Origin of the sequence: Streptomyces sp. NPDC002994 (genome assembly GCF_040611155.1) — a bacterium.
Taxonomy (GTDB): Bacteria; Actinomycetota; Actinomycetes; order Streptomycetales; family Streptomycetaceae; genus Streptomyces.
In genome coordinates this window covers 1-23350 of sequence record NZ_JBEXNQ010000051.1, presented here as the reverse complement: position 1 = coordinate 23350, position 23350 = coordinate 1, and the positions used below count along the sequence as shown (strand labels likewise).

At 71.6% G+C, this 23350-nt stretch carries 19 protein-coding genes; 4 read left to right on the top strand and 15 right to left on the bottom strand.

Annotated features, from left to right (window positions below):
* Positions 1-94 precede the first annotated feature (94 nt).
* Positions 95-1228, bottom strand: a complete 1134-nt coding sequence (locus ABZX79_RS36835; protein ID WP_355268107.1) for a glycerate kinase — start codon at positions 1226-1228, stop codon at positions 95-97.
* A gap of 302 nt (positions 1229-1530) precedes the next feature.
* Here ABZX79_RS36835 and ABZX79_RS36830 point away from each other — a divergent pair, with 302 nt between their 5' ends.
* Complete coding sequence (locus tag ABZX79_RS36830) at positions 1531-2592, top strand: ADP-ribosylglycohydrolase family protein (protein WP_355268104.1); 1062 nt, start codon at positions 1531-1533, stop codon at positions 2590-2592.
* Between the two features lie 176 nt (positions 2593-2768).
* On the top strand, positions 2769-3944 hold the full coding sequence (locus tag ABZX79_RS36825) for a hypothetical protein (RefSeq protein WP_355268102.1): 1176 nt from the start codon (positions 2769-2771) through the stop codon (positions 3942-3944).
* Positions 3945-4212: 268 nt separating this feature from the next.
* Here the strand turns inward: ABZX79_RS36825 and ABZX79_RS36820 are convergent, their stop codons facing one another.
* From ABZX79_RS36820 to ABZX79_RS36785, 8 genes are all read right to left on the bottom strand, one after another.
* Positions 4213-4710 (bottom strand): methylated-DNA--[protein]-cysteine S-methyltransferase, encoded by a 498-nt coding sequence (locus ABZX79_RS36820; RefSeq protein ID WP_355268099.1) that lies wholly within the window; start codon positions 4708-4710, stop codon positions 4213-4215.
* A 7-nt stretch (positions 4711-4717) separates the two neighbouring features.
* Positions 4718-6181, bottom strand: a complete 1464-nt coding sequence (locus tag ABZX79_RS36815; RefSeq protein ID WP_355268096.1) for an AlkA N-terminal domain-containing protein — start codon at positions 6179-6181, stop codon at positions 4718-4720.
* A gap of 50 nt (positions 6182-6231) precedes the next feature.
* Positions 6232-6753 (bottom strand): O-acetyl-ADP-ribose deacetylase, encoded by a 522-nt coding sequence (locus ABZX79_RS36810; RefSeq protein ID WP_355268093.1) that lies wholly within the window; start codon positions 6751-6753, stop codon positions 6232-6234.
* Positions 6754-7183: 430 nt separating this feature from the next.
* On the bottom strand, positions 7184-8599 hold the full coding sequence (locus ABZX79_RS36805; RefSeq protein WP_355268090.1) for an NAD(P)/FAD-dependent oxidoreductase: 1416 nt from the start codon (positions 8597-8599) through the stop codon (positions 7184-7186).
* A 155-nt stretch (positions 8600-8754) separates the two neighbouring features.
* Positions 8755-9573, bottom strand: a complete 819-nt coding sequence (locus ABZX79_RS36800) for an inositol monophosphatase family protein (RefSeq protein WP_355268087.1) — start codon at positions 9571-9573, stop codon at positions 8755-8757.
* A gap of 50 nt (positions 9574-9623) precedes the next feature.
* Positions 9624-11462, bottom strand: a complete 1839-nt coding sequence (locus ABZX79_RS36795) for a gamma-glutamyltransferase (protein ID WP_355268084.1) — start codon at positions 11460-11462, stop codon at positions 9624-9626.
* A gap of 49 nt (positions 11463-11511) precedes the next feature.
* Positions 11512-12180, bottom strand: a complete 669-nt coding sequence (locus ABZX79_RS36790) for a response regulator transcription factor (RefSeq protein ID WP_355268116.1) — start codon at positions 12178-12180, stop codon at positions 11512-11514.
* A gap of 44 nt (positions 12181-12224) precedes the next feature.
* Entirely contained in the window at positions 12225-13379 is a 1155-nt protein-coding gene (locus tag ABZX79_RS36785; RefSeq protein WP_355268081.1) for a sensor histidine kinase, read from the bottom strand.
* A gap of 167 nt (positions 13380-13546) precedes the next feature.
* Between ABZX79_RS36785 and ABZX79_RS36780 the strand changes: the two genes are divergently transcribed.
* Together ABZX79_RS36780 and ABZX79_RS36775 are read left to right on the top strand one after the other, a co-directional pair.
* The gene (locus ABZX79_RS36780) at positions 13547-14518 is read left to right on the top strand and encodes a carboxymuconolactone decarboxylase family protein (protein WP_355268078.1); all 972 of its coding nucleotides are present in this window, start codon (positions 13547-13549) and stop codon (positions 14516-14518) included.
* A complete protein-coding gene (locus ABZX79_RS36775) occupies positions 14515-15318 on the top strand; it encodes a class I SAM-dependent methyltransferase (protein ID WP_355268075.1) in 804 nt (267 codons plus the stop codon). The genes ABZX79_RS36780 and ABZX79_RS36775 overlap by 4 nt, the downstream gene beginning before the upstream one ends.
* A 381-nt stretch (positions 15319-15699) precedes the next feature.
* Here the strand turns inward: ABZX79_RS36775 and ABZX79_RS36770 are convergent, their stop codons facing one another.
* The 6 genes from ABZX79_RS36770 to ABZX79_RS36745 form a co-directional block, all read right to left on the bottom strand.
* Positions 15700-17262 (bottom strand): NCS1 family nucleobase:cation symporter-1, encoded by a 1563-nt coding sequence (locus ABZX79_RS36770; protein ID WP_355268072.1) that lies wholly within the window; start codon positions 17260-17262, stop codon positions 15700-15702.
* A 25-nt stretch (positions 17263-17287) separates the two neighbouring features.
* Positions 17288-18289: a TIGR03842 family LLM class F420-dependent oxidoreductase gene (locus tag ABZX79_RS36765; RefSeq protein ID WP_355268069.1), complete on the bottom strand. Its 1002-nt coding sequence runs from the start codon at positions 18287-18289 to the stop codon at positions 17288-17290.
* Between the two features lie 11 nt (positions 18290-18300).
* Complete coding sequence (hydA, locus tag ABZX79_RS36760; RefSeq protein WP_355268113.1) at positions 18301-19704, bottom strand: dihydropyrimidinase; 1404 nt, start codon at positions 19702-19704, stop codon at positions 18301-18303.
* A gap of 225 nt (positions 19705-19929) precedes the next feature.
* A complete protein-coding gene (locus ABZX79_RS36755; RefSeq protein WP_355268110.1) occupies positions 19930-21216 on the bottom strand; it encodes an aspartate aminotransferase family protein in 1287 nt (428 codons plus the stop codon).
* A gap of 8 nt (positions 21217-21224) precedes the next feature.
* Positions 21225-22067, bottom strand: coding sequence for a nitrilase-related carbon-nitrogen hydrolase (locus tag ABZX79_RS36750; RefSeq protein ID WP_355268066.1), 843 nt, complete (start codon positions 22065-22067; stop codon positions 21225-21227).
* Between the two features lie 197 nt (positions 22068-22264).
* The coding region (locus ABZX79_RS36745; RefSeq protein ID WP_355268063.1) for a hypothetical protein at positions 22265-23350 on the bottom strand (1086 nt) is incomplete at its 5' end.

The window sequence follows — 23350 nt, the reverse complement described above, 5'->3', positions numbered from 1 at the left end:
GCTGGATATTGCCCCCTGGGCAACTTCAGCCCCTCCGGCGTTTGAGGAGCGGGGTCTGGGGCAGCGCCCCAGGGGCACCCGCCCCCCAGGACCGTCAGGTCAGGAAGTCGCGGGCGATGTTCTCCGCCACTCGTTCCAGCAGCGGGCCCGCCTCCGCCATCGAGCGGGCCGGATCCGGCTCCAGGTCCGCCAGCGCGTACGCACGGCGGATGCCCGCCGCGCCCAGGACCTCCGGCGGGAGGGCGAGCCGCCCGCACACCGCGATGACCTCGACATTCTTCGCACGCGCCGCCGTCGCCACACCCGCCGGCGCCTTCCCGTGCAAGGTCTGCGCGTCGAGCGAGCCCTCACCGGTGATGACCAGGGTCGCCCGGGACAGCGCGTCGGCGAAGCCCAGCACGTCCAGCATGACCTCGATGCCGGGGCGGAAGCTCGCCCCGAGCGCGATGAGCGCGCCGTAGCCGATGCCGCCCGCCGCACCCGCGCCGGGCGAGTCCGCGTGCTCCGCGCCCAGTACGGACGCGTAGTGCGCCAGGGCCGCGTCGAGCGTGGCCACGTCCTCCTCGGTGGCGCCCTTCTGCGGGCCGTACACCGCCGCCGCGCCCTTCGGGCCCGTCAGCGGGTTGTCCACGTCGCTGGCGAGGACCAGGTCCACGTCGGCCAGACGCGGGTCCAGGCCCGACAGGTCGGCGGTGGCCAGGTCGCGCAGGCCCCCACCGCCAGGACCGACCGGCTCGCCGGCCGCGTCCAGGAAGCGGGCGCCGAGCGCGGCCAGCATGCCCGCGCCGCCGTCGGTGGAGGCGCTGCCGCCGACGCCGAAGACGATCGTGCGGGCACCCGCGTCGAGCGCGGCCCGCAGCAGTTCGCCGGAGCCGTACGTCGTCGCGGTGAGCGGCGCGAATACGCCCTCGGGGAGGTGCTGGAGGCCCGAGGCCTCCGCCATTTCGACCACGGCGGTGCCGTCGCGCAGCGCGAACGCCGCCGTGAGCTGCTCGCCGAGCGGTCCGGTGACCCGTACCTCCCGGCGTTCGAACCCGGCCGCGACCGCCGCGGCCACCGTGCCGTCGCCGCCGTCGGCCACAGGCAGAGCCTCGACGACAACGTCGGGGACGATCCGCCGCAGCCCGGCCGTCACCCGCTCCGCGACCTGCACGGCCGTGAGCGAGCCCTTGAACTTGTCCGCCGCGACGAGCACGCGGGCGGTCTCAGTTACTGCTCCGTCCGTCACTTGCTATCCCTTGCTTTCGAACAGGCAGTCGCGCCGCCCCGACCATATCCGCAGATAGGCCCCCCTGCCCATGGGTGTCCACCGCGGCCCGGCGCCCCGGACGGCGCGCCAACCCGATTTGTCATCTTTTCGCACCCATAGTGGGTCGTCATGCGTACCGACATGATCGAACAACGTCACTCAACCGGCGGCCACCAGTGCACGCGTACAACGCCTCATTGCGCGTTCCACCTCTCTCGCATACCAGTGAAAACCACACAAACCTCCCATGTTCGACCACCGGAAGTGGGTAGACCCGACCCATGACTCCACACAGCACGCACACGGCCGACCGGATTCTCGGCGGCTGGCTGGGCAGAATCGCCGGCAACATGCTCGGCAAGCCCGTGGAGCGCGGCGACTACTGGACGCGGGCACGCATCGACCGCTATCTGCGGCTGACCAGCGCCCTCCCCCTCACCGACTACCTGCCCGAGCCCCCGCCCGGAACACCCGGCTTCGAACTGCGCCCCGAATGGCCGCATTGCGTACGCGGCAGGATCAGCGGCAGTTGCCGGGACGACGACATCGACTACGCGATCCTCGGTCTGCACCTGCTGGAGACCCACGGCTTCGCCTTCACCACCGAGGAGGTCGGCGAACTGTGGCTGCTGCGCCTGCCGTACCTGCAGACCTTCACCGCCGAGCGGGCGACGTACCGCAATCTCGCGAACGGCCTCAAGCCGCCGCTGACCGCCACCTACGAGAACCCCTACCAGGAGTGGATCGGCGCCCTGATCCGCGCCGACATCTTCGGCTGGACCAACCCCGGCGCCCCGCAACGGGCAGCCGCGCTGGCGCGCCGCGACGCCGTGCTGTCGCACACCGGCAATGGCGTGTACGGCGCGATGTGGGCGGCCGCGCTGATCGCCGCCGCGTTCACCGCCTCCGGGCCGCGCGCCGCGCTGGAGATCGCGCTGGAGCGCGTACCCGCGAGCAGTCGGCTCGCCCGTACGGTCCGCCACACCCTCGCCCTGCACGCGGCCGGAGCGGCCTGGGAGGACACGCTCACCGCGATGGAGGAGGAGACGGGCCGGCTCGGCTGGATCCACGCCGTCCCGAACGCCGCCGTCATCACGGCCGGACTGCTGTACGGCGACGGCGACTTCACCCGGACCATCGCGCTCACCGTGCGCGGCGGCCTGGACACCGACTCCAACGGCGCGACGGCCGGCTCGGTGGCCGGGGTGCTGTACGGGGCGGGCGGGATCGGGCCGCAGTGGACGGGACCGCTGGAGGACACCGTGCGCAGTGCGGTGTTCGGCTTCGACGGCGTACGGATCACCGAACTGGCCCACCGTACGGCACGGCTGGCGCTCGGCTGAATCAAGCCTGTCCGCCAACCGCCGTGCCGCCTACGGTCTGTTGACTCAGTGCCTTCACCCGGTGTTGCACCGGAGTGCACCGAGCGGACCACAGCGCGTTCTAGCGTGCCCGGCATCCCCCACTCCTTCGCTCCACGTCTGTTCCGCTTCGTTCCTCGACGAAACCTGGAGAGCCCATGCGACGCACCTTCGCCGGCGGAGTCCTGACTGTCCTTGCTGCTGGGGCCCTTGTGGCTCAGGGCACCCTCACGGCCGGAGCGGCAGAACCCATCGCGGTGTCCAAGGCACGACACCTGCCCGCCGAGATAAAGGGCGGCGCGTGGAGAGCCGGACATGTGCAGGGCGTGGCGGTGGACCGCCACAAGGGATTCATGTACTTCTCCTTCACCAACCTCCTCGTCAAGACTGATTTGCGCGGCAATCCGGTCGGTTCCGTATCCGGATTCACCGGACACCTCGGCGACTTGGACTTCAACGCGAAGGACGGGCGGGTCTACGGCTCGCTGGAGTACAAGGCGGCGAAGGCGTTCTACATCGCGATCCTGGATGTGGACCGGATCGACCGCATGGACATGGACGCGCGGACCAGCGACGTCGTGTCGACGGTCCACCTCCAGGAGGTCGTGGACGACTACACGGCCGACATGAACGGCGACGGGAAGTTCGACGGCGACACCGCGAACACCCCCGACCACCGGTACGGCTGCAGCGGGATCGACGGAGTGGCCTTCGGCCCCGAACTCGACCGCAGCGGCCGCACCAGGAACGGCAGGCAGGTCCTGACGGTCGCTTACGGCATCTACTCCAACGTCAAGCGGCAGGACAACGACCACCAGGTCCTGCTCCAGTACGACGTGCGCAAGTGGCGCAAGTACGAGCGCCCGCTGCCGGAGAGCGCGCCGCACACCAGCGGTCCGGACAACGTCGACGGGAAGTACTTCGTGCGCACCGGCAACACGCGGTACGGCGTGCAGAATCTGGAGTACGACGAGTACACGGGCAACTGGCTGATGGCCGTCTACAAGGGCGCGAAGCCGCAGTTCCCCAACTACTCGCTCTTCATCGCCGACGGATCGAAGCGGCCGGTCACCGGGCCGATTACCGGGCAGCCGAAGCCGGAGCGGGGAGAGCTGCTGCCGTTGCTGCGCGCGGGGCTGCACCATGAGGCGTCGGGGACGTACGGGTGGGAGTCGGGGGGCCAGTACGGTCTGATCTCGATCGGCGACGGTCGCTACTACCTGGTGGAGGCGGGCACGGTGGTCGAGGACGGCGTCACGAAGCAGACCGCACGGGCGGTCCTCCACCGCTGGACGGGGCAGCCCCCGACCCCGTTCACCCCGGTGACCGACTAGCCGGCCGTCGCCTGCGGCGGGCGCTGTGACACTTTGCGGCTCCGCCGCGTGAGGGGCTCCGCCCCAGACCCCGCTCCTCAAACGCCGGAGGGGCTGAATGTGCCGGGCAGGGCGGTTTCGCGGCCCCGGCCGCAAAACTCAGCCGCCCTGCGGCAATTCCAGCCCGTCCGGTGTTTGAGGACACGCCCGGAGGGCGTCCGGGCGTGGGGCTTGCCCCAGTTCGGGAAGGGGCGGGGTGGGGAAAGCTCCCCGCAGGGGCCCGCGCCCCTTAAAAGAGCTGGCCCTCCGCCGCCCCCGCCTCGAACGCCAGCAGCCTCCGCTTCCGGTCCAAGCCACCCCCGTACCCGGTAAGGCTGCCCGCAGCACCAATGACCCGGTGGCACGGCACGATGATCCCGACCGGGTTCTTGCCATTGGCGAGGCCCACCGCCCGGGACGCCGCCGGATTGCCCAGCCGCTCGGCCAGCTCGCCGTACGTCCACGTCTCGCCGTACGGAATCCGCTGGAGCTGCGCCCAGACGCTCCGCTGAAACGGCGTGCCGTCCAGGCACAGCTCCAGGTCGAACTCCTTCAGCTCCCCCGCGAAGTACGCGTCGAGCTGACGGACGGCCTCCTCCAGGATCCCCGGCTCCCGGTCCCCGAAGGACTCCTCCGGCGGCCGGTGGCGCTGGTCCGTCATGTACAGGCCCGACAGCTTGCCGTCCGTCGCGACCAGCGTCAGCGGACCGTACGGACTGTCAACCACACTGTGCTGCTTCACGTTCATGTCGCCCTCATACCGGGAGGTTGTTGATCGGGTGGTCGTCGGTGGCCCACAGGTACTGGACGGCGTACGCCCGCCAGGGCCGCCAGGTCGCCGCCCGCGCCGTGAACGCCGCCGGGGTGGACGGCAGCCCCAGCTCCCGCGCCGCCCGCCGGATCCCCAGGTCCGTCGGCAGGAACGCGTCCGGGTCCCCGAGCGCGCGCATCGCGATCACCTCGACCGTCCAGGGCCCGAAGCCGGGCAGCGCCATCAGCTGGGCGCGGGCCCGCTCCCAGTCGCTGTCGACGCCGAGCTTCAGGCTGCCGTCGGCGAGCGAGGCGACCAGCGTGGTCAAAGTGGTGCGGCGGCTGCGCGGCAAGGCAAGCGCCTCGGGGTCGAGCGCGGCCAGGCCGGCCGGGGCCGGGAAGAGGTGGGTGAGCCCGCCGGCCGGATCGTCGACGGGCGTGCCGTGGGCGGTGACCAGGCGGGCCGCGTGCGTACGGGCGGCGGCCGTCGAGACCTGCTGGCCGAGCACGGCACGTACCGCGAACTCCGCTGTATCGGTCGTACGCGGCACCCGGCGCCCCGGGGCCTTGTCGACGAGCGGGGCGAGCAGCGGATCGGTGCGTAGCTGGTCGTCGATGGCGACCGGGTCGGCGTCGAGGTCGAGCAGCCGACGGCAGCGGCTGATGGCGATGGTCAGATCGCGCAGGTCGGTGAGCGAGAGCAGGCAGCCGATGTGGTCCGGCTGCGGCGTGAGGGTCGCGATGCCGTGGCCGTACGGAAGGGTGAGCGTGCGCCGGTAGGCCCCGTCGCGCCATTCCTCGACGCCGGGCACCGCCGTCGCGGCGAGGTGGCCGAAGAGGTTGGTGGGGTTGAGCGGGGCGCGGAACGGCAGTCGCAGGGAGATCGCGCCGGACGTCTGGGGCGCCCTCTTGCCGCGGCTGCGCAGTTCACTGGGCGACAGCGCGAAGACATCACGCACCGTGTCGTTGAACGTACGCACGGACGAGAATCCGGCGGCGAAAGCCACGTCCGCCATGGCCAGCGGGGTCGTCTCGATCAGCAGGCGGGCGGTCTGGGCGCGCTGGGCGCGGGCGAGGGCGAGCGGCCCCGCGCCGAGTTCGGCCAGCAGCTGGCGTTCGATCTGCCGGGTGCTGTATCCGAGGCGCGCCGCGAGTCCGGGCACGCCCTCGCGGTCGACGACACCGTCGCCGATCAGGCGCATCGCGCGGGCGACGACGTCGGCGCGGGCGTTCCACTCAGGGGAGCCGGGGCTGGTGTCCGGCCGACAGCGCTTGCAGGCCCGGAATCCGGCCTGCTGGCAGGCTGCCGCGCTGGGGTAGAAGGTCATGTTCTCGACCTTGGGCGGCACGACCGGGCAGCTGGGACGGCAGTAGATCCGGGTGGTCAGGACCGCGGTGAAGAACCAGCCGTCAAAGCGCGAGTCCTTGGACCGCACGGCACGTACGCAACGCTCGGTGTCGGTGTGCATGGCTCAAGCATCGGGCACCGCGGGGCGCCCGGGCTGGCGAGAATCCGACATCAAGGTGCGGCGGCCAGGGCTGCTTCGAACGCCTCGTACGCCGTCTCGTCGAAGAGCACGAACCGCACGTCGGTGACCGAGCCGCCGGCCGCCTCCCGGACCGTACGGACGGCGATGCGCGCGCCGTCATCCATCGGCCACCGGAAGGCACCGGTGGAGATGGCGGGGAACGCGATGCTCGCCGCCCCCAGCTCGCGCGCCACCCGCAGCGACTCGCGGTAGCAGGAGGCGAGGAGCTCGGACTGGTCCTGGTCGGGCTGCCACACCGGCCCGACCGTGTGGATCACCCACTGGGCGTTCAGCCGTCCCGCCGTCGTCGCGACCGCCTGCCCTGTCTGCAGGCCCTTGCCGTACCGGGAGGCACGCAGGCGGCGGCAGTCGGCCAGGATGGCGGGACCGCCCTTGCGGTGAATCGCGCCGTCGACGCCGCCGCCACCCAGCAGAGAGGAGTTGGCGGCGTTCACGATGGCGTCGACGTGCTGCTCGGTGATGTCACCGCGGACAAGGGTGATGGCCGTCATGGGACCATCCTCCCCCTACCGCTCGACCACTACCGCTTCGGGTACGCCGCCGTCACCTCGACCTCGACCAGCCGGCCGGACACGGCGAGCGAAGCGACTTCCATGGTGGCGCGGGCAGGGCGGGTCTTACTGGCGGCGGCGATGGGGCCAGCCCGCGTAGTCGGCGGTTTCGCTCCCGGCGCCTTCGCCAGGTACCCTCCACGCCCCCGCTCAGCGCGGGGTCGGTGTAACGCTCGGGGCGTCGTCGCACCCTTCGGCAGCATGACCCGCACCTTGTGAGCACGCGGTAGCCAGCCACGGCCGTCCGCGTCAGCGACACCCGCCCCCAGGAGCAGCGCCCCACCAGCCCCGCCCACCACCAGCGTTCTCATTCGTCGATTCATGAACGCGAGCTGCCGCGACGGGTGTTGCCTGCGCGTACACCGGCGTTTCAGGCCGCGCGCAGCCGCCGCCAGACCGCCTTCGCCGCGTTGTGTCCCGACATGCCGTGCACGCCCGGCCCCGGCGGAGTCGCGGACGAGCAGATGAAGACCGCCGGGTGGGGTGTCGCGTACGGGAAGAGAGAGACCTTCGGCCGCAGCAGCAGTTGAAGTCCCGACGCCGCGCCGCATGCGATGTCCCCGCCGATGTAATTGGCGTTGCGGGCGGCCAGTTGCGGCGGTCCGGCGGTCGCCCTGGCAAGCACCCGGTCGCGGAAGCCGGGCGCGAAGCGTTCGATCTGCCGCTCGATCGCCTCCGTGAGGTCGCCTTCCCAGGCGTGCGGGACGTGCCCGTACGCCCAGAAGGCGTGCTTGCCCTCGGGGGCGCGGGACGGGTCCACCAGGCTCGGCTGAGCAGTGATCAGGAACGGCGTCCCGGGGGCCGTACCCCCCGAGGCCTGCTTCAGTACGGTGCCGATCTCGCCACTGGTCGGGCCGACTTGGACGGTGCCGGCCCGCCGGGCCTCCTCGGCCGTCCAGGGCACCGGCCCGTCCAGCGCGTAATCAATCTTGAACACGCTCGCGCCGTACCGGTAGTTCTCGTACGCCCGGCCGAGACCGGCGATCCGCGCCAGCGCGGTGGGCGACGTGTCGAAGACGTACGCGCGGGCGGGCGGCAGGTCGTCCAGCCGCTTGACCTCGAACCCGGTGTGCACCACGCCGCCGAGGTCACGCAGATACGCCGCGAGCGCGTCCGAAATCGACTGCGACCCGCCCCGCGGCATCGGCCAGCCGCCGGCATGCGCGGCAAGAGCGAAGACCAGCCCGATGGCGCTCGTCGCGAGGCCACCGAGGGGGGCGATGACATGCGCGACGAGTCCGGCGAACAGCGCCCGCGCCTTGTCGTCCCGGAACCGGCGCATCAGCCACGTACTGGGCGGCAGCCCGTCCATACCGAAGCGGGCCAGGGTGAGGGGGTCGCGGGGCAGCGCGGTGTAGGGCAGCGACATGAAGTCCCGGGCCAGGGTGTCCCACTTCGCCACGTAGGGCGCCACCAGCCGCCGGTACGTCCCGGCATCCCGCGCGCCGAACGATGCGGCGGTCTCGGCGACCGACCGGGACAGCACAGCGGCCGTGCCGTCGTCCCAGGGGTGGGCCATGGGCAGCTCGGCGTGCAGCCACTGAAGCCCGTACCGGGCCAGCGGCATGGCCTTGAAGGCCGGCGACCCCACACCCAGCGGGTGTACGGCGGAACAGGGGTCGTGCCGGAAACCGGGCAGCGTGAGCTCCTCGGTCCTGGCGCCACCCCCCACGGTGTCCAGCGCCTCGAACACCTCCACCGAGAAGCCCCTGCGGGCAAGTTCGACAGCGGCGGTCAGTCCGTTGGGCCCCGCCCCTACGACGACTGCATCGAGCATCGACGGCACCTTCGGACTCCTTCGTCAGCCGATGGCCAGGAAGCCCCAGGATATTCCTGGCCCCGTTGGCGCGGACGGCGGGAGGGCGGTGGGGTGGTGGGTTGGCCGGAAGTACACGTCCACCAGGCCACAACACCCACCCGGCCATGACGCCCATCCCTCCGTTACGCCGCCCCGCCACCCAGCAGCCGCACCACCCGCGCGACCGTGGCCGCGTCCCGGGCGGCCGTGAACGGCAGCGCGTTGCCGCCCGTCAGCCGGAACCGCTCCCCCGCGACGGTCGTGTGCGAACCGCCCGCCTCCTCGACCAGCAGCAGCCCCGCCGCGTGATCCCAGGCCAGCTCCCACGAGAACGCCACCGCGTCCAGGTCTCCCCGGGCCACCGCCAGGTACTCAAGCCCGGCCGATCCGCAGGGGCGGGCCTCGACGCCCTTCACGTTCAGCCCGAGCAGCGCCGTCTTCTGCTGCTCCGTCGTGAAGTCCGGATGGGACGTGGCGACGTGCAGCGTCGCGCCCGTGCCCGGGATGCCCGCCCGCAGCACCTCACCGTTCAGCCGGGCCCCGCCGCCCCGCACCGCCACGGCCATCTCGTCGAGCGCGGGCGCGTACGTCCACGAGGCGAGCACCTCTCCCCGGTGCGCGAGGGCGACCAGCGTGCAGAAGCCCGGTTCGCCGCGCACGAACTGCCGGGTCCCGTCCACCGGGTCCACGATCCACACCGGCGCGTCGCCGCGCAGCGCCTCGTACACCGCCGGGTCCTCGTGGACCGCTTCCTCCCCCACGACCACGGATCCCGGCAGCAGCCGGGTCAGGGACGCGGTGAGGTGCTCCTCGGCCTGCCGGTCGGCAATGGTGACCAGGTCGTGCGGCCCGGTCTTCTCGACGATCTCGTGCGCGGCGAGCTGCCGGTACCGCGGCACGATCTCGGCGGCGGCCGCCTTGCGCACGGCCTCTTCGACGTCGGACAACTTGTCATCGATCATGCGTCCAGCAAAGCACGACCCGCTGACAATGCCGACAACTCGCAGTGCCGTCAGCGCCCGACCGCGTAACCCTGCATTCCTCTGGGGTTCGCGGCGGCGGACAGCACTCCGGTCCGCGGATCGCGCGCGACCGCGCACAGCCGCCCCTCCGACCAGGGCCCGCCGACCGTCACGTCGTGGCCCCGGCGCCGCAGCTCCTCGACGACGCCCGCGTCCATGCGCGACTCGACGGTTACGCTCCCCGGCCGCATCCCGCGCGGGTAGAAGGATGCGGGGAAGGAGTCGGTGTGCCAGTTGGGGGCGTCGATGGCCCCCTGGAGATCGAACCCGCCGCGCGACGCCGAGGAGCCGGCGAGCGCGACGGCGAGGAAGAAGTGCAGCTGCCACTGGTCCTGCTGGTCACCACCCGGCGTACCGAAGGCCAGCACGCCCACCCCGTCCCGCAGCGCCAGCGAAGGTGTCAGGGTGGTGCGGGGCCGCCGGCCCGGCGTGAGCGTATTCGCCAGCCCCTCGTCCAGCCAGGCCATCTGGAGCCGCGTGCCGAGCGGGAAGCCGAGCTCGGGAACCACCGGGTTCGACTGGAGCCAGCCGCCGCTCGGCGTGGCCGCGACCATGTTGCCCCAGCGGTCGACGACATCCAGGTGGCAGGTGTCCCCGCGGGTGGAGCCGTCCTTGGCGACGGTCGGCTCACCGGCACCGGCGGCGGCAGCGGCACCGGCGGCGGCAGCGGCCGTAGCACCCACGGCGTCGAATCCGGGCTCCCCCGCGGCGACAGCCCGCGCGTGCGCGCTCAGCACGGGCGTACGCCCACCGGGACTCCCGGGCCGCAGCTCCAGCGACGCTTTGTCCCCCACCAGAGCGCGCCGCTCAGCGTTGTACGAAGCCGAGAGCAGCGCGTCGACCGGCACCTCGGCGGCGTCGCCGTACCAGGCCTCCCGGTCGGCCATCGCCAGCTTGCACCCCTCGATCAGGAGGTGAACGTACGCGGCGGAGCCGTAGGCCGGCAGCTCCGGCGGCAGCAGCGCGAGCTGCTGGAGGAAGGCGGGCCCCTGGCTCCAGCCGCCCGCCTTGCACAGCGTCCAGCCGTTCCAGTCGTACGTCGCGGGCGCCTCGTACGTCGCGGACCAGCCGGCCAGGTCGGCGGCGGTCAGCGTCCCGGTGTGCCGGGCGCCGCTGGTGTCCATGGTCGGGCGCGCGGCCTGCCGTACGAGCGCCTCGGCTATGAACCCCTCGCGCCACACCGCCCGCGCCGCGTCGATCTGCTTCACCCGGTCCTCGCCGCCCGCCGCCTCGGCCTCGGTGATCACGCGGCGCCAGGTCGCGGCGAGAGCGGGGTTACGCAGCAGCTCGCCCGGAGCGGGCGCCCTGCCGCCCGGCAGGTACACCTCGGCGGACGAGGTCCACTCCTCCTCGAAAAGGGCGCGTACGGTCTCCACGGTCTCGCCGACCCGCTCGACGGGCGGGTGCCCGTCCCGCGCGTACCCGATGGCGTACCGCAGCACCTCGCGGAGCGACTTGGTGCCGTAGTCCCGCAGCAGAAGCATCCACGCGTCGAACGCTCCCGGCACGGCGGCGGCGAGCGGCCCGGTCCCGGGGACGAGGCCGAGTCCGAGCGCCCGGTAGTGACCGGCACTCGCGCCCGCGGGCGCGGGCCCCTGCCCGCAGAGCACCCGTACCTGGCCACCCGCCGGCGCCAGAAGGATCGGCACCTCGCCGGCGGGCCCGTTGAGGTGCGGCTCGACGACGTGCAGGACGAAGCCGGCGGCGACGGCGGCGTCGTAGGCGTTGCCGCCGCCCTCCAGTACGGCCATGGCCGACTGGGAGGCGAGCCAGTGGGTGGAGGACACCATGCCGAAGGTGCCCTGGAGAGTCGGCCGGGTGGTGAACATGCGGTGCGGCTCCGTCTTCGTAGGCTTGAGGGTTCGGGCCTGTGAGGGTTCAGGCCTGTGCCCCCTTGGGCGTCACCAGCCCCGACTCGTAGGCGAAGACGACAAGCTGGGCGCGGTCGCGGGCCCCCAGCTTGATCATCGCGCGGCTGACGTGGGTCTTGGCGGTGAAGGGGCTGATCACCATGTGCTCGGCGATCTCTTCGTTCGTCAGACCGTGCGCGACCAGCGCCGCGACCTGGCATTCACGCTTGGTGAGCGTCTCGAAGCCGGGGGCGGTGCGGCGGTCGGGTGGGCGGGCTACGAACTCGGTGATGAGACGGCGGGTCACGGACGGTGAGAGCAGCGCGTCGCCACGGGCCGCGATGCGGACCGCCTGGAGGAGGTCGGCCGGTTCGGTGTCCTTGAGGAGGAACCCGGCGGCCCCGGCGCGCAGCGCGTCGAAGACGTACTCGTCCAGGCCGTAGTTGGTGAGGATGACGACGTGCACCCCGGCCAGTGCCGGGTCGGCGGCGATGTGGCGGGTCGTCTCGATACCGGTCATCACCGGCATCTGTACGTCGACGAGTGCGACGTCGGGGACGTGCCGACGGGCCAGTTCGAGGCCCTGGCGGCCGTCGGCGGCCTCGGCGACGACGTCGATGTCGTCCTCGGCGGCCAGCAGGGCGCGGAATCCGGCCCGCATGAGCGCCTGGTCGTCGACGATCAGGACCCGGATCACATCACCGCTCGCATCACTCACACCGCTCACACCGCTCACACCACTCACCGTATCTCCAGGGGCAGTTCGGCACGTACGGAGAAGCCGCCGCCGGGGCGCGGGGCCGCGTGCAGGGTGCCGCCGAGGGCGGTGACGCGCTCCCGCATGCCGGTCAGGCCGGTGCCGGGGAGCGGAGGCAGCTGCCCTCCCGACGCGGTCGGGGCGGCCGAGCCCTCGTCCTCGACGCGGATGGAGAAGTGGTCGGGGGCGTAGGCGAGTTCCACGGTGGTCTTCGCCCGGCCCGCGTGCCGGGCGACATTGGTGAGCGCCTCCTGGACGATGCGGTACGCCGCCCGGTCGACGTCGTCCGGCAGCGCGCGCTCGGCCCCGGTGACGGTCACCGACGCCGCGAGTCCGGCCGTACGGGCCCGCTCGACCAGCTCGCCGAGCCTGGCGAGGCCGCTGCCCGGCGCGACGACGTCCGTACGCAGCACCTCCAGCGTCGCCCGCAGCTCGCGCATCGCCTCGCCGCTGGCCTCCTGGATGGCGAGCAGCGCCTCCGGCACGTCCTCGCCCCGCTTGCGCGCGAGATGTACGGCGACTCCCGCCTGGAGCTTGACGATCGAGATGGAGTGGGTGAGCGAGTCGTGCAGCTCGCGCGCGATCCGCAGCCGCTCCTCCCCCGCCCTGCGCAGCGCGGCCTCTTCCTTCGTCCGTTCGGCCTCTGCCGCGCGCTGTTCGGTCTGGTGGAGGTACGCCTGCCAGTTCTTGTCGATGAGTCCCGTCACCCCGGCGCAGATGAACCAGCCGTGCAGCAGCAGCGTCCGCTCGATCCCGTCCCCCGACGGGCTCGCGAGGAAGAAACCCACGAGGAAGACGACGCTCACCGCGATCGCCGCCGCCCGGTGCCCGGCCCTGATCACGGCGTGCACCCCGGCGATGACCGGGAAGGCCGCCGAAGTCCCCGGATTGGCGTGTACGACGTAACCGAGCATGCAGGCGGCGGTGAGGACCAGCAATGGCACCGGGGCCAGGCGGTGGGCGGCGAGAGCCAGGGAGCCTGCGGTGATCAGGACTACGTCGGCGGGAGCTGGTCCGGGGCCGGACGTGGCGAAGGCGGCGATGAGGACCGCGCCGCCGATGACGGCAGCGAATGCCGCGTCGATGAACCCAGTCCGCCAGCCTTGTTGCTCGTGCCGCTCCCGCTGATCCGCCCGCATGAACCGCACCCTAGACGCCGCTTCCGCCCCGCGCGTCCTCCCCGCTGAGGGCTTTGGGGCTACTTCCGGGGAAGTAGCCCGGCCGCGACCCCGCACGCCGGGCGCAGTCCGCAATGCCTCCCGGCGTACGACGACGGGGACCCGGCCGGCGGGCGAGCATCGTCCCCATGACCGGACCTTTCCGCTTCACTTCGCCCGCAGCACCCGACTCCGCGACCGGAGTCGCCGCTGACGTCTACGCCCAGCTGATCACCGATTTCGGTGTCCCTGGCGCATCGACCTTCGCCGTACTGTCACCCTCCACCCCGCTGATGACCGGATTCTGGGCGCTGGTGCGCGAGTCCTTGCTGGCGGGGCAGGCGTCCCGTACGAACAAGGAGCTCGTCGCCACAGGCGTCTCGCTGGCCAACAACTGCCACTTCTGCATCAACGCGCACACCCTGCTGCTGTACGCGGGTGGCGACCACGTCCTCGCGGAGACGATCGGGCGCGGCGACACACCGGCCGATCCGGCGCACGCCCGGCTGCTTCAGTGGGGGAAGGCGATCGGCGCGGACGCGGGGCCGCCTCCGTTCCCGCCGGAGCAGGCCGCCGAGTACATCGGCACCGCCCTCACCTTCCACTTCATCAACCGGATCGCGTCCGCGCTGCTCTCCGACAACTCCCTGCCGAGCCACGAGCAGAAACTCCGCTTCCTCGGCACCACGGCGGGCCGCCACCTCGCCGACACCATCAAGCGCGAGCTCCGCCCCGGCGACAGCCTGCCCCTGCTCGAGATGTCCGGGCCGGAGCCGTCATGGGCGGCGCCCGGGTCGCCCATCGCGGTGGCGTACGGCGCGCTGCGCGAGGCGGCGTTGACGGGAGCGGGGCTGCTGTCCGAGGACGACCAGGCGTACGTACGAAAGACGGTGTCCGACTGGGACGGCGTCACCCCTCCGCCGGTGACCGGCGACTGGCTGCCCGGCCGGGACGACCGCCCCGGCGCGCGGCTCGCCCTGCTGGCCGCGCTCGCCCCGAACGACATCACCGGGGACGACGTCACGGCGTGGCGGACGCCGCAGCACTCCGACCACTGTCTGGTGCATCTGGTCGCGTACGGCGCGATCACCGCCGTCGAGCGCGTCGAGGAGACCCTGTGAACACCATCGCCCAAGCGTGGGACGGACCGGTCGGCGCGCACTGGGCCGAGCACCAGGACCGCTACGACGCCATGACGTCCGGCTTCAACGACGCCCTTTTCACAGCCGCCGCGATCGGCGAGCACGATCGCGTCCTGGACATCGGCTGTGGCAGCGGCCAGACCACCCGGCTCGCCGCGCGCCTCGCCGCGCACGGCAGCGTCGTGGGCGTGGACATCTCGCGGCCGCTGATCGAGCGGGCGCGCGCCTCGACCGACGATGCGCGGATCGTGTACGAACTGGGGGACGCGCAGAGCCATCCGTTCCCGCCGGCGGCCTACGACGTGGCGATCAGCCGGGGCGGGGTGATGTTCTTCGCGGACCACGCGACGGCCTTCACCCACATCGGCCGCGCGCTGCGCCCCGGCGGGCGGCTCGCCTTCATCTGCCCGCAGCCGCCCGAACCGGACGGTGAGGAGGCCCGGACACTGGGCCTGCTCGGCTCCCTGACCGGGCAACCGGAGCACAGCCAGATCGAGTTGCGGCGCGCGATGGGCTCGCTGTCCGTCCCCGCCCGCGTCCATGAGGTCCTGGGCGAGGCGGGCTTCGCGAAGGTGACGGTGACGCCGGTGATGGGGTCGACGGTGTGGGGGCGGGACGCTGCCGACGCGGTGGACTTCCTGGTGTCCCGGGCGGGTACGGGGGATTCGGTCGCGGCATCAACCCGTGCCGCGATGGAGGACGCGCTCCGGCCTTACGAGACGGGGCGGGGGGTGGTGATGCGGGCCGGCGTGTGGGTGGTCGCCGCGGTACGCCCGTAGGGGCGCCTGCGGCGCTGTTCCCCGACCCACCCCTTCCCGCTGTGACACTTTGCGGCTCCGCCGCGTAGGGGCGCTGCCCCAGACCTCGCTCCTCAAGCGCCGGAGGGGCTGAAGTTGCCCAGGGGGCTCGTCCGAGCTGAGGGCTTGGCCCCAGCTCGGGGCTGCCGCACTCTGCGGATCCAACGCAGCCACATCCAGCCCGTCCGGCGTTTGAGGACACGCCCGGAGGGCGTCCACGTTGTCTGGGGGCTGGGGGCTGGGGGCTTGCCCCCACCACGCGGGCGAGCCGCAAAATGTCACAGCGGGAAGGGGCGGGAGGCGGCGGGTAGGGGAACGCGCCGCAGGCCACCCGTACCGCACCCGCCCCGTGGAGGGCTCCCCCTAAGCCGAGGAGCGGTGGGCCGGGGCCACATCCGCCGGGTCCGGCCTCGCCGCGGACATGAGCGCGACGTACACCACCAACGCGGCCGCCAGCCCCACCGCCCAGCCATAGTCCGCCAGCGGCCTGAGGAAGGGGATCAGCCCGTTCTCCGGGAAAGGCCCCTTCCCGGGGGCGGAATGCGAGCCCCCGACAGCCAGCACCCCGCCCGTGGCAAACGCGGCCAGCGCCCGCCAGTTCCAGCCGTTCGCGTACCAGTAGCGGCCGCCGGGGCGGTAGAGGTCGGCCAGGTCCAGGACAGCGCGGCGGATGATCCAGTAATCGGCGATCAAGATCCCCGCGACCGTACCCAGCAGCCCGCCCACCAGGCCGAGCCAGGTGAAGATGTACAGCTCGGGGGTGGCCGTGAGCTTCCACGGCATGATGACAACCCCCACAACGCCCGTGATGAGAGCCCCCGTACGGAAGTTGATGAACTTCGGGGCAAGGTTGGCCAGGTCGTACGCCGGCGACACGACATTCGCCGCGATGTTGACCGAGATCGTCGCGATCAGCACCGTCACCAGCGCGAAAAGCAGACCGAAGACGTTGTCCGTCTTGGCGGCGAGAGCCACCGGGTCCCAGATCGCCGCGCCGTACACCGCCTGCGACCCGGAGGTCACGAAGACCGAGAGCAGAGCGAAGAGCGTCATCGTCGTCGGCAGGCCCAGCGACTGGCCCCAGATCTGCGCCCGTTGCCCCGCCCCGAACCGCGTGAAGTCGGGGATGTTCAACGAAAGTGTCGACCAGAAGGCGATCATTCCCATCAGCGACGGGAAGAACACCTTCCAGAAGTCCTCGCCCCAGCCCAGCGAAGACGGCTGGTCGAGCAACGGCCCCAGCCCGCCCGCCTTCCAGGTGATCCACCCGAGGAGGACCAGCGCGCCGACGATGACGAAGGGCGCCGCCCAGTTCTCGAAGCGCCGCAGGGCCTCCATCCCCCGGTAGATGATGGCGAGTTCGAGCGCCCAGAAGAGGACGAAGCAGAGCCACAGCGTCCACGGATGCCCGGCGATCCGCGACGCCTCCGCCCAGCCCCCGAAAATCTTGCCGAGCAGCACGAAGATGCCGGATCCGCCGATCCAGGTCTGGATGCCGAACCACGCGCACGCGACCCCGGCCCGGATCAACGCGGGCAGATTGGCCCCGCGCAGCCCGAAGGAGGCGCGGGCGAGGACCGGAAAGGGGATGCCGTACTTCGGGCCCGCATGCCCGGTGAGCAGCATCGGGAAGAGCACGATGACGTTGGCCAGGGCGATCGTGAAGACGGCCTGCTTCCAGTCCATGCCGAGCGTGACAAGTCCCGAAGCGAGCAGCCAGGAGGGGATGTTGTGGGCCATGCCGACCCACAGGGCCGCGAAGTTGTACGTCGTCCAGCGCCTGCGTTCCACCGGTACGGGGAGCAGATCGTCGTTGACGAAGCGGCTGTCGGAGCCGGCCGCGCCGGGCGCGAGCTCGACGCGGCCCTCCGGGTCGGCTGCGGGGGATATCGGGGGTGGGGGATCGCTGGGGACAGTTGCGGTCATGGCGGCGGGACCCTTCCCTGGTGGATCAGGAATTCAGTGCGGGGATGATCTCGGCGCCGTACGCGTCGATCGTCTCCTCACGCGCGTCGTGCATGTCGTAGACCGCGAACTGGTCGACGCCCAGCCCCCGCAGCACCTTGAGCTTCTCGATGTGCGCCTCGGCCGGCCCCAGCAGGCAGAAGCGGTCGACGATCTCGTCGGGCACGAAGGCGGTGTCCGGGTTCCCGGCCCGCCCGTGATGGCTGTAGTCGTAGCCCTGACGCTGTTTGATGTACGCCGTCAGGGCCTCCGGCACCAGCCCGGAGTGTTCGCCGTACCGCTCGACCAGATCGGCGACATGGTTGCCGACCATTCCGCCGAACCACCGGCACTGGTCCCGCGCGTGGGTGAGGTTGTCGCCGATGTACGCCGGGGCCGCGACGCAGATGGTGAGGGACGCCGGGTCCCGTCCCGCGTCCGACGCGGCCGTACGTACCGCCTTGACCATCCACTCCGTCAGGAACGGGTCCGCGAGCTGGAGGATGAAGCCGTCCGCCTTCTGCCCGGCCAGTTCCAGCGCTTTGGGCCCGTACGCCGCCATCCACACCGGCAGCTTGCCGTCCCGCACCCACGGCAGCCGCAGCCGCTGCCCGCCGACGTCCGCCTCCCGCCCCTCGGCCAGGTCGCGGATGACGCCGATCGCCTCGCCGAGCCGGGCCAGGGTGTTGGGTTTGCGACCCGCGACGCGCATCGCGGAGTCGCCGCGGCCGATGCCGCACACGGTTCGGTTGCCGTACATCTCATTCAGAGTGGCGAAGGTGGAGGCGGTGACTTCCCAGGTGCGGGTGCCGGGGTTGGTCACCATCGGTCCGACGATCAGCCGCTCCGTGTGTTCGAGGATGCGGCTGTAGATGACGAAGGGTTCCTGCCACAGCACGGCGGAGTCGAAGGTCCAGCCGTAGCGGAAGCCGTTGCGCTCCGCGCGCCGCATCAGGCCGACGACCGCCGATGCGGGCGGGTCGGTCTGCAGGACGAGTCCGAAGTCCATGGGCGGACCTCCTAGTTCAGGTTCTGACACGTGGATCGGGGCGTGTAGAGGCCGTGTCCCGCCCGGCCGGTGAACTCACGGTTGTCGATGACGAGTTCGCCGCGCGAGAGCACCGTTTCCACCTGCCCGGTGACCCGCTTTCCCTCGTAGGCCGAGTAGTCGACGTTCATGTGGTGGGTGTCCGCCGAGATGGTCTGCTCGGCGTGCGGGTCGTAGATGACGACGTCGGCGTCGGCGCCCGGCGCGATCGTCCCCTTCTTCGGGTAGAGGCCGAACATGCGGGCCGGGGACGCACAGGCGATCTCGATCCAGCGGCGACGCGAGATGTGCCCGTCGACGACGGCCTGGTGGAGGAGGTCCATGCGGTTCTCCACGCCGGGCAGCCCGTTGGGGATTTTCGAGAAGTCGCCCCGGCCCAGCTCTTTCTGCCCCGTGAAGCAGAACGGGCAGTGGTCCGTCGAGACCACCTGGAGGTCGTTGGTCCGCAGGCCCCGCCAGAGCGCGGCCTGGTGCTCGCGCGGCCGCAGCGGCGTACTGCACACGTACTTCGCGCCCTCGAAGTCCGGCTCCGCGAGGTTGTCGGTGGACAGGAAGAGGTACTGGGGGCAGGTCTCGCCGAAGACGTTGAGCCCCTTGTCGCGGGCCGCGGCGATCTCCGCGACGGCCTCTTCCGCCGATACGTGCACGACGTACAGCGGGGCGTCCGCGACGCGTGCGAGCTGGATCGCGCGGTGGGTCGCCTCGGCTTCGAGGAGGACCTTGCGTACCTCTCCGTGGTAGCGCGGGTCGGTGCGGCCGTCGGCCAGCGCCTGCTCGACGAGGACGTCGATGGCGATGCCGTTCTCGGCGTGCATCATGATCAGCCCGCCGTTGGCCGCCGACCGCTGCATCGCGCGCAGGATCTGACCGTCGTCGCTGTAGAAGACGCCGGGGTACGCCATGAACAGCTTGAAGGAGGTGATCCCCTCCCCCACCAGCAGGTCCATCTCCTTGAGCGAGTGCTCGTTGACGTCGGAGAGGATCATGTGGAAGGCGTAGTCGATCGCGCATTTGCCGTCGGCCTTGGCGTACCAGGCGTCGAGGCCTTCCCGTACGGCGTGGCCGACGCTCTGCACGGCGAAGTCGATGATGGTCGTCGTGCCGCCCCAGGCGGCCGCCCGCGTCCCCGTCTCGAAGGTGTCGGAGGCGAAGGTGCCGCCGAAGGGCAGTTCCATGTGGGTGTGCGCGTCGACGCCGCCCGGGATGACGTACTTCCCCGTGGCGTCGATCGTACGTTCGGCGGTCCAGGCGCCGGCCGCGCTGCTGCCGTGCGAGGCGAGGGCGGCGATGCGCCCGTCCTCGATGAGGACGTCGGCGTGGGTTTCGTCGGAGGCCGTGATGACGAGCCCTCCACGGACAACAGTACGGTTCACGATTCCTGCCCCTTCCCGAGCAGCAGGACCGGACGCCCGCGCAGCCGGGGGACCCGCCGCCTGTCGAACTTGCACCGTTCTCGGTCTACACCCGTAGAACCACGTGTGCAGGAGACCGTAGAAGCATGTCACCCACCGTGGCAATACCGTGGCTGTTAATCACCTGTGACGAATGTGTCGCCCGGTCGCCCCTCAGGGCGGAGCCGCCCCGGGAGGCGGCTCCGCGGCTCACTGAGCGTTCCTCAGGGCCTTTTCGAGGATGCGCGCGCCCTCTTCCGCCTCCGTGACGTTCAGCGTGAGGGGCGGGGCGACGCGCAGCACGGCGGTGTTGTGGCCGCCACCCTTGCCGATCAGCAGGCCGCCCTCGCGCGCGGCTTCGAGTACGGCCGCCGCCGTCTCCGGCGCCGCCTCGTCGGTGCCGGGCTTGACCAGCTCGATGCCCGCCATCAGGCCCCGGCCGCGGACTTCGCGTACGCACGGCACGCCGGCGGTGATGGCGCGCAGCCGCTCCAGGAGGAGGCCGCCCACGCGGCGGGCGTTGTCCTGGAGATGGTGTTCCAGGAGGTAGTTGAGGTTGGCGAGGCCGGCCGCCATCGTGATGGGGCTGCCGCCGAAGGTGGAGATGGAGTTGGCGTCGAGGCAGTTCATGACGTCGGCGCGGGCGACGACGCCGCCGATGGACATGCCGTTGCCGATGCCCTTGGCGAAGGTGAGGATGTCCGGCGGGCCGTTCTGGGCGTGGGCCTGCCAGCCCCAGAAGTGTTCGCCCGTACGCCCCCACCCGGTCTGCACTTCGTCCGTGATCCACAGGATGCCGTGCCGGTCGAGGACTTCGCGGAACGCGGCGTACAGACCGTCGGGCGGGGAGGTGAACCCGCCCACGCCCTGCACGGGTTCGGCGATGAGCGCGGCGACCTGGCCGCCGGCCTGCCCCAGGACGTCTTCGAGGTCGGCGACGCACGCCTCGATGAACTGCGCGTCGGAGAGTTGCGCGTACGGTCCGCGGCTGCGGACGCCCCCGTGGACGTACAGCGTCTGGAGCGGGGACAAACTGGTCGGCGACCAGGAGCGGTTGCCGGTGATGGACACGGCGGAGAAGGACCGGCCGTGGTAGCTGTTGCGCATCGCCAGGATCTGGTTCGAGCGGCGGTACGTCGTGGCGAGGAGCAGCGCCGTGTCGTTGGCCTCGGTGCCGGAGGTGGTGAAGAAGACCCGCGCCTCGGGGATGCCGGAGAGGGTGGCGACGCGCTCGGCGAGCTCGACCATCGGGCGGTTGAGGTAGAGCGTCGAGGAGTGGATCAGGCGACCGGCCTGCTCACTGACGGCCTTGGCGACCTCGGGGAGCGCGTGGGCGGTCATGGTGGTGAGGATGCCGCCGAAGAAGTCGAGGTAGCGCTTGCCGTCGGCGTCGTATACGTACCGGCCCTCGCCGTGGGTGATCTCGATCGGCTGCCGGTAGTAGAGGGCGAGCCAGTCGGGCATGACGGACTGGTGGCGGCCGAGCAGGTTGTTCACGTGGTGGGTCACGGGTTCACCAGTCCTTCGTACGCGTCGGGCCGGCGGTCCCGGTAGAACGCCCACTGCTGACGTACTTGCTCGATGACGTCGAAGTCCAGGTCCCGGACGACGAGTTCCTCTTCCTTGTCGCTCGCCGTCTCGCCGACGAACTTGCCGCGCGGGTCGACGAAGTAGCTGGTGCCGTAGAAGTCGTTGTCGCCGTACTCCTCCTGGCCGACCCGGTTGATGGCGGCGACGTAGTACTCGTTGGCGACGGCCGCCGCGGGCTGCTCCAGCTGCCAGAGGTGGGCGGACAGGCCGCGGTGAGTGGCGGACGGGTTGTACACGATCTGTGCGCCGTTGAGGCCGAGTTGGCGCCAGCCTTCGGGGAAGTGGCGGTCGTAACAGATGTAGACCCCGACCTTGCCGACCGCCGTGTCGAAGACGGGCCAGCCCAGGTTTCCCGGCTTGAAGTAGAACTTCTCCCAGAAGCCCTTGACCTGGGGGATGTGGTGCTTGCGGTACTTGCCCAGGTAGCTGCCGTCGGCGTCGATCACGGCGGCGGTGTTGTAGTAGAAGCCGGACTGCTCGCGCTCGAAGACGGGGACGACGATGACCATGCCGGTCTCGCGGGCGAGGTCCTGCATACGGCGGACGGTCGGCCCGTCGGGGACGGACTCGGCCCACCGGTAGTGCTCGGCGTCCTGCACCTGGCAGAAGTACGGGGCGTTGAAGACCTCCTGGAACCCTATGATCTTCGCGCCTTGCCGGGCCGCCTCGCGGGCGTGCTCCTCATGCTTGGCGATCATGGATTCGGTGTCGCCTGTCCAGGTCGCCTGGACGAGTGCGGCGCGTACGACGTTGGCCATGACTTGTCTCCTTCAACGGGACGTCAGAGACCTTCTACGCCCGTAGATTCGGGACGTAGAGGGATGAACGTAAGCCCCGGCGGGGAGTGGGGCAAGACCATCGTCGTCAACCCGCAGAGTCGATCACGTTTCGCACCCGAGGGGGTGACACGGGGGCGTCGCGATGTTCACGCGACTCGCTGCGGGACTTGCTGCGGTTACGGCGCGGCGCCGGCCACGCGCAGGGCGTGGACCACGTCCCGGTACCGGCTCTGCGACACCTGTCGCGCGGCGTCGAGCAGCAGCGCGGACAGGCGGCGGGGGTCGGTGCGCGCGACCTGGGCGACGTCCTCGGGCGTGCGTACGCGGACGAACGCGTCGACCAGCGCCCGCACTTCGCGCTCGTGGCCACCCGAGTCGTCCAGGGCGAGCAGCGCGGCCGCGATCTCCGGGGCGGGGCGCGCGACGCCCTGCCGCAGGAGCTGCCGGCCGTCCTCACCCAGCCCCGCGCGGTCGAGCGCCGCGGCGACGGCGGCGACCCGGTCGGGCGGCAGTGAGGCCGCCTCCCACAGGAGGGTGGGCCAGTCGGCGCCGAGCCCAGCGCTGTGCAGGGCGCCGGCGAGCACGGGCAGCCGCGCGGCGGGCCACCCGGCGGCCTCGCAGAGCAGCACGTGCGCCTCGCCGGTACGCCCCTGGGCACGCAGCTGTACGAGCACGGCGACGGTGTCGGTGACGGCGCGGACGTCTCGGGCGACGGCGGCAGGATCCTCGGAGGTCGCGGACTTCGGCTCCTCCACCCCGGCGTAACGGGCTCCCCGGGGAGCGGCGGCCTGAGCGGGAGGCGCCGCGGGCATCGCGAAGTCGGCACTCCCGTCGTCATCGTCGAGCCCGGCGTAACGGGCCCCACGGGGGCGGCGCTTGGGCTCCCGGGCCCCCGGACGCGGCACATTCAGCCCCTCCGGCGTTTGAGGAGCGGGGTGGGGAAATGAACCCTCCGCCGGCGGCTCCGCGCGGAACCACGAGTCCGGGGCCGGGGGCCGCCCCCGGGACGGCCGGGGCAGCGCGTCCAGAGCCGACAGGCGCGCGCTGAGCTCCGCGCAGCGGGCCGTGGCCCGCTCGTGGTCGTCTCGCGCCCAGGCCAGCTCGACGTCGAGCCCCTGCCACTCGGAGCCGCCCGTCGAGACCCGCAGCCGCGCCGTCAGCTCCCGCTCGCGTTCGGCGGCGTACGCCTCCTCGCGCCGCATCGCCCCGAGCCGCTCCACCAGCGCCTCGCGCCCGCCCGCCCGCCGGTCGCGCGCGGCGGC